Genomic DNA, 3,176 nt, shown 5'->3' on the forward strand with positions numbered 1-3,176 from the left:
AAAAATATGAGTACATTAATGTTAAGCTCGGAACCAAGGCACCAATGGTTGTTTTAAAGGGAGAAACAGGGTATATCATGTGTGGTTACCTGAACATTGACGCTGCAAATGCAATGGGTGATATAGCCGTAAGGGTAACCGGCGTAAATGACATAAATGATGTATTGAATTCAAAGGTAAATTCATGCTCACAGAGGGCATTGGAGCTTGGCATAAAGCCCGGTGATAACATAATGGATGTAATTGATAAATTATAGATAATCTGGTAAACCAATAAACTTATATACTTATAAGCCATTATTACCTGATAGTTATGGCAGAAAAAAAGGAACTTGAAAATAAGGAAGAGGATGCAGAGGACGAGACAGTCATAAGAAAGACAATTTCAATAAAGGGTGTAAGCTCAGACCTTTATAAAAGAATACAGAAATTATCCAGCGATACTGGAAAAACAATTGGGCAGATAACAGATGAGGCATACAGGTCATTTGTTGGTTCAATAGATAATGCAAAGCATTTATCAGATAACTTTATAAAGGGTCTTAAGGAGGGTTCATCGGAATATATAGAAAACATAAAGGATCTGGATATATCCGGGAAGGATCTTGAGGAAATAGGAAGGAAAATAGTCTTTAAAAACATAGAAAATCTAACATTTACAGATATTACCGGTGAGCAGTTTGATAAATACGTTATATCAATAATAAATGTTAAAAATGTAATAATACCGAAAACACTTAGCAAGGCAAAGGTCATATTAAGATGCAATTTTGTCGATAAAATTACATCATAATTTTTTTAATTTATCCTTAAAATAAAACGAGCTTTCAACCTCTGATATTATTGCAAGATCTCTGTTTATTTTTATTATATTTTTAAAGATCTCTTCATGCATTGGCACCCAGTATTTTTCCTCGTAATCCGGATTCATTGATAGCATGAATTTATGCTTTGCCCTGAAAACGCTATCTGTAAGCTCAGAATTTATTGTATCACCATCCTTCCAGTAGCCCTCCAAATACGTCCTTGTAATTGAATTGAGCATATCAAGAAGATTCTTTTTGGTGGTTGTTTCCGCATTTTCCGGCCTTATTTTATATTCATTTTCAATATTTCTGTAAAAATCCATGTCTATACCGTTGAAATAAATATTATAGGACCTTTTAAGCATTGATATTTCAGGGAAATCATCAGGATTTTTATTATATTCTTTCTCAGAAGTATATGCTATGAACACCTCATGATAGCCAAGTGATCCGGGCAGGTCTGCAAGATCCTTATATGTGTAATTTTTTATTTCATTATGCAGCTTTCCAACAGTGGATAAAACAATCATAATATGTAATAACATTAAGGGTTTTAAACTATTCATTAAATCCAATTTTTTGTAATAAATATTTTTTTATATTTTTAAATTGAAATAGGCCATTTAAAGACAAACAAAGTACTTACCTGAGAAATGTCATAAAATTCATGAGGTTCAATGTTGAAAATTTAAAATTAAGAGTTTTCTCAATTTTTTCTGACGATACATCGTAATTATAACAATTAGAACTGTTTATTTTTATGAAATTATAATTATCAACATTCAGTGCACCCGCAATGTTCCTGCCAAAATCATAAAGCGTCATATTATCAGGTGATGCCAGATTATATATATCATTGTCGCTGTATTTTATTATTGCCTCAACTGCCATTGAGGCATCACGGTTCAGTGTTGGATTAATTCTTATGCTATTATCGAGTTTCAACGGTGTTCTTCCCCTAAGTGAAACAAGTATGTCCGTATATATGTTTTTAATACATTTACCATATATTAAACCTGATCTGAATATAATATAATCATTATCCTTTTTTGCCTCGGCCTCACCCATTAGCTTTGTTCTTCCATAATATGTTTCAGGTTCAGTTTTATCAGACTCAGATTTTTTATCACCGGATGATGAATATACCATCTGTGTTGATATATAAATCTTTTTTGCGGATCTGAATTTTTCATTGATTATATCCTGCATTTTAAAATTTAAATCAAACAAATCGGTGTTTCTATTATAATATGATATCTCAAAATTATTAATGACAAAATCAAAATCATCATTCAGGTTCTCAATGGATTTTAACAGGGAATAAAGCCCATGCTCACTGGATAATGGCATGATTTCATATTTATCGGTATAATCCTTGGAAAATCTAAATCCAAGGCTCTCACTGGCATCCAGAACCAGTATCCTTTCCATAACTAAAAATAGCAATCATGGATATAAGCCATTCTATTTATTTAATTATAATATATTGGATTTTTGAAAATATTACACATATGAATATTTTATAAATACCATTCATAAAAAGGTGTAAAATTTGCACTAATAATCTTTTTTTAATATTAAAATTAAATAACATTCCATGGGGAATAATCAAATTTATTTTAAATACTCAAGATTCTTTCTTCTCTCAATATTTTTGGATGAATATAATATATTCGCAGTTCCAATGCTTGTTGTCTTTATTGATAGATATTTTTCACTCAGCTCGCTGCAGATTGGTCTGGTAACAGGCGCCACAATTCTGGGGGTGGCACTTGGATCACTTTCAGGTGGAATCATCACAGATCGGTTTGGAAGAAAAAATGGATATAAAATCAACATGGTTCTGTTTATTATATCAGCATTTATATCTGCACTTTCACCCAGTGCAGGCATTTTCATAGTAAGCAGGTTAATAGCAGGGATACCTGCAGGATCTGATATTTCAAATACATATGCATACATAATGGAATTAATACCTCCAGGAAAGAGAGAAATCACTGGTGCTAATAATACATTAATGGCCAGCCTTGCAATACTTGGCATAAATTTTTCTGTAATTCCAATGATCATCATGCATTTAAATACTGGAATGATCTGGAAGGTTTCAATGCTTATCTCTGTAATTCCAGCATTTATACTTTTGGTGTTTTCCGTGAAAATGAACGAATCAGAATTCTGGAAGAATTCAGGTCATCAAAAAATTACATATACAAAAATTATAAAGAATTTAATGGGCAATCCAGTAATGAAAAGAACAACCATTTATGCCTGGTCATGTGGAATAGCAAGTTCAATTGAGGTGGGAACATTTGCATTTTTTATACCGTATATTATTAATACACTGGATATTTCAGGAATTTTATTTACAAG

The 3,176-nt window shown here is 31.5% G+C and carries 5 protein-coding genes; 3 read left to right on the top strand and 2 right to left on the bottom strand.

Features of this window, described 5'->3' with window-relative positions:
• Together AOG54_RS02175 and AOG54_RS02180 are read left to right on the top strand one after the other, a co-directional pair.
• Nucleotides 1–257: YunC family protein (locus tag AOG54_RS02175; RefSeq protein WP_236692439.1), on the top strand; the 257-nt coding region annotated here is incomplete at its 5' end.
• 56 nt (nucleotides 258–313) lie between these two features.
• Nucleotides 314–793 (top strand): hypothetical protein, encoded by a 480-nt coding sequence (locus tag AOG54_RS02180; protein ID WP_048102471.1) that lies wholly within the window; start codon nucleotides 314–316, stop codon nucleotides 791–793.
• Here AOG54_RS02180 and AOG54_RS02185 read toward each other — a convergent pair.
• Complete coding sequence (locus AOG54_RS02185; protein WP_052656886.1) at nucleotides 788–1,336, bottom strand: hypothetical protein; 549 nt, start codon at nucleotides 1,334–1,336, stop codon at nucleotides 788–790. The genes AOG54_RS02180 and AOG54_RS02185 overlap by 6 nt on opposite strands.
• Before the next feature lie 112 nt (nucleotides 1,337–1,448).
• Nucleotides 1,449–2,237, bottom strand: a complete 789-nt coding sequence (locus AOG54_RS02190; protein ID WP_048102469.1) for a sugar nucleotide-binding protein — start codon at nucleotides 2,235–2,237, stop codon at nucleotides 1,449–1,451.
• A 166-nt stretch (nucleotides 2,238–2,403) separates the two neighbouring features.
• Here AOG54_RS02190 and AOG54_RS02195 point away from each other — a divergent pair.
• On the top strand, nucleotides 2,404–3,176 hold a 773-nt coding region (locus AOG54_RS02195), incomplete at its 3' end, for an MFS transporter (RefSeq protein ID WP_156324167.1).

The organism is Acidiplasma aeolicum (genome assembly GCF_001402945.1).
Lineage (GTDB): Archaea > Thermoplasmatota > Thermoplasmata > Thermoplasmatales > Thermoplasmataceae > Acidiplasma > Acidiplasma aeolicum.